Origin of the sequence: Sulfurovum sp. (assembly GCF_041562805.1) — a bacterium.
In the GTDB taxonomy this organism is placed as follows: Bacteria; Campylobacterota; Campylobacteria; order Campylobacterales; family Sulfurovaceae; genus Sulfurovum.
In genome coordinates, this window is the sequence record NZ_JBFFOH010000216.1 from 1 (window position 1) to 3419 (window position 3419).

The 3419-nt window shown below is 40.3% G+C and carries 4 protein-coding genes; all 4 read left to right on the forward strand.

Features of this window, described 5'->3' with window-relative positions:
- The coding region (locus ABYK33_RS14765) for an acetolactate synthase large subunit (protein ID WP_373034066.1) at window positions 1–1681 on the forward strand (1681 nt) is incomplete at its 5' end.
- Window positions 1681–2160 carry an acetolactate synthase small subunit gene (gene ilvN / locus ABYK33_RS14770; protein WP_373034067.1) on the forward strand — a complete coding sequence of 160 codons (480 nt, stop codon included), beginning with the start codon at window positions 1681–1683 and terminating at the stop codon, window positions 2158–2160. The genes ABYK33_RS14765 and ilvN, both read left to right, overlap by 1 nt.
- 68 nt (window positions 2161–2228) lie before the next feature.
- A complete protein-coding gene (gene lpxD, locus ABYK33_RS14775; RefSeq protein WP_373034068.1) occupies window positions 2229–3188 on the forward strand; it encodes a UDP-3-O-(3-hydroxymyristoyl)glucosamine N-acyltransferase in 960 nt (319 codons plus the stop codon).
- A 49-nt stretch (window positions 3189–3237) separates the two neighbouring features.
- The coding region (locus ABYK33_RS14780; protein WP_373034069.1) for a hypothetical protein at window positions 3238–3419 on the forward strand (182 nt) is incomplete at its 3' end.

Genomic DNA, 3419 nt, shown 5'->3' on the forward strand with positions numbered 1-3419 from the left:
TGCACAAATGGTATGTGAAGCGATTATCGCTGAGGGTGTTAAGACCGTATTTGGTTACCCTGGCGGAGCTATCATGCACGTTTATGATGAAATTTACAAACAAGAGGGGTTTGAGCATATCTTGAACCGTCACGAACAAGCGTCTGTTCACGCAGCAGATGGTTATGCGAGAGCTACGGGTGAAGTGGGTGTTGCTATGGTAACCAGTGGACCAGGGTTTACAAACGCTGTCACTGGGCTTGCTACAGCGTATATGGATTCAATTCCTCTGGTCGTTATCTCTGGACAGGTGCCAATGGCGCTTATAGGTACAGATGGATTTCAAGAGATAGATGCTGTAGGTATATCTAGACCATGTACAAAACATAACTTTTTAGTACGTTCGTTAGAAGAGCTTCCTCGTTTGTTGAAAGAAGCATTTTATATCGCTCGTTCTGGAAGACCAGGACCGGTACTTGTAGATATACCTAAAGATATCACTGTGGACATCGGTGAATTCGTGTATCCTGACTCTGTAGATATCCCTACGTATAAGCCGACATACAAAGGAAATAAACGACAGATAGAAAAAGCGGTTGAAGCAATGAAAAAAGCAAAGAAACCTTTGCTTTATATCGGTGGGGGTGTTGTACTTTCAAATGCAAGTGACCTTGTACGTGAATTAGCACTAAAAACACAGATGCCAGCGGTTGAAACATTGATGGCAAGAGGTGTGTTGGGTGCAAAAAATCCACTGCTTCTTGGTATGTTGGGCATGCATGGTAATTATTCATCCAATATGGCGATGTCAGAGACAGATCTTGTTATCTCTCTTGGTGCAAGATTTGATGACAGGGTTACAGGTAAACTTTCTGAATTTGCTAAATATGCGGATATTATCCATGTAGACATTGATGCTGCGAACATTGGTAAACTGGTTGATGTTGATTATCCTATCGTAGGCGATATCACTGAAGTACTTGAAGCGATGATACCACAACTTGATGGTATAGATACAGATAGGTTTCAAGCATGGAGAGAGATACTTAAACGTTATGATGAACTTCACCCTCAATCTTATGTAGATTCTGATGAAGTGATCAAACCGCAATGGGCAATTGAACGTATTGGTGAACTTGTAGGTGAGGATGCTATTATTACATCAGATGTTGGACAGCATCAGATGTGGGCAGCACAGCACTATCCTTTTGACAGACCACGCCAATGGATAAACTCCGGTGGTTTGGGAACTATGGGCTTTGGTTTTCCAGCGGCAATCGGAGCTAAAAAAGCATTCCCGAATAAAACTGTTATCAATGTAACAGGAGATGGTTCGATCCTTATGAATATGCAGGAACTTGTAACAGCAGCGGAATATAAGATACCTGTTATCAACCTCATACTCAATAACCACTTTCTGGGAATGGTTAGACAGTGGCAGACATTCTTCTATGAGAAGCGATACTCTGAGACAGACTTGACATTCCAGCCAAACTGGAAAGCCCTGGCTGAAGCGTGTGGCGGTATAGGATATGACGTTACCACTAAAGAAGAGTTTGATGCGGCTATTAAAGATGCTATAGCACAAGATAAAGTTTGTTTTATGAACGTTGCAGTGAATCGTTTTGAAGATGTACTTCCTATGGTACCGTCAGGCGGCGCACTCTTCAATATGATGTTACCACAAAAAGGAGAGAAATAATGACAAATTCTATTAATGAAAGACGTGTTATTTCTGTTATCGTATTGAACGAAAGTTCTGTTCTCGCACGTATTACGGCACTTTTTGCAGGACGTGGATATAACATCGAGTCACTCACCGTAGCACCTATACCAAACAGTGAAATGTCACACATTACGATCGCAACCAACGGTTCTGCGAAAGTAATGGAACAGATCACCAAGCAGCTGCATAAATTGATTCCTGTCTATAAAGTTATAGAACATGAAGAGATGGTTGAAAAAGAGATGGTGTTAGTGAAATTCCCTATCACTGAACATTTAAGTGATATCGGTGCATTATGTGCAGCCTATAATGGTGGTATCGCAAATGTTGGTAAAGAGATGATCATTGCAATGGTAGCAGATGAACCAAAACGTGTACAGCATTTCATAGAAGCAGCACAGCGGTATAATCCTTCTGAGGTTATACGTGGCGGTGTTGTGGCTATAGAAAGATAAAATTATTCTACTTTTGTCACTTTCCGAAAAGGAGAGTGACACCTACTTTAAGTTAAAAGGATCACTTTATGACTTACAAACTCTCAAAAATAACAGAACATATCGGGATAGACTTTCAAGGTGATGATATCACTATAGATGGGATACATACGTTAAGTGAAGCAACTTCCACACAACTTAGTTTTTTTACTGATAGCAAATTTATTTCACAATTGGCGACGACAAAGGCCGGAGCTATATTGATAGATGAGAAGCATGCAGCCTTACTCCCTTCTGGAACTATTGCACTTATTACGGATGAAGCGTATCTCAAATTGGCACTGGCTTCCAAATTCTTTGCACATAAACATGAGACTGCGTCAGAAGAACCCACTGTAGGTGAAGGATGTGATATAGATAAATACGTCTCTTTTGGTAAGAATGTCACAATCGGAGATAATGTCACATTGCTTGCAGGATGTTATGTAGGGGATAATGTCACTATTGGCTCAGGAACGCTTCTTCATCCCAATGTAACTTTGTATAATTATACACAAATTGGTTCTGACTGTATCATTCACAGCGGTACTGTGATAGGTTGTGATGGGTATGGTTTTGCACATACTAAGCTTGGTGAACATGTAAAGATCTATCAGAATGGTAATGTTGTTGTTGAAGATAATGTAGAGATAGGAGCAAATTGTACCATAGACAGGGCAGTATTTGGTACCACATATATACGCAAAGGTACCAAGCTGGATAATCTCATACAAATAGGTCATAATTGTGACGTTGGGGAACATACTCTTTGTGCTGCGCAAGTAGGATTGGCAGGTTCAACTACTTTAGGTAGAAATGTAGTCATGGGTGGACAGAGTGCCTCAGCAGGGCATTTGGAAATAGGTGCTTTTACAACCATCGCAGGTAAAGGCGGTGTTACGAAATCTCTTGAAGGTGGTAAAACCTATGCAGGATTCCCTGCGATAGACCATAAGATGTGGCTACGTATGCAAGCAAAAATGGCTGGATTAATAAAACGTAAAAAATAGTAAATAATTGTGATATAATCATTTACATTAAAAAATTAAAGGAAAATATATGAGCGGAACAATAACGAAAATAGACGAAATGACTTTGAGTGGTACAAAAGATGGGAAGATCAGTATTACTACTGTAGCGCAACCATATGGTCCAAAGAGTGAAAGTGTAGCAAGTATTGGTATTTCACTTCAGGCAGGTGCAGAAGAACCGGATTGGAAAGTACATATTCCTAAAGCAAA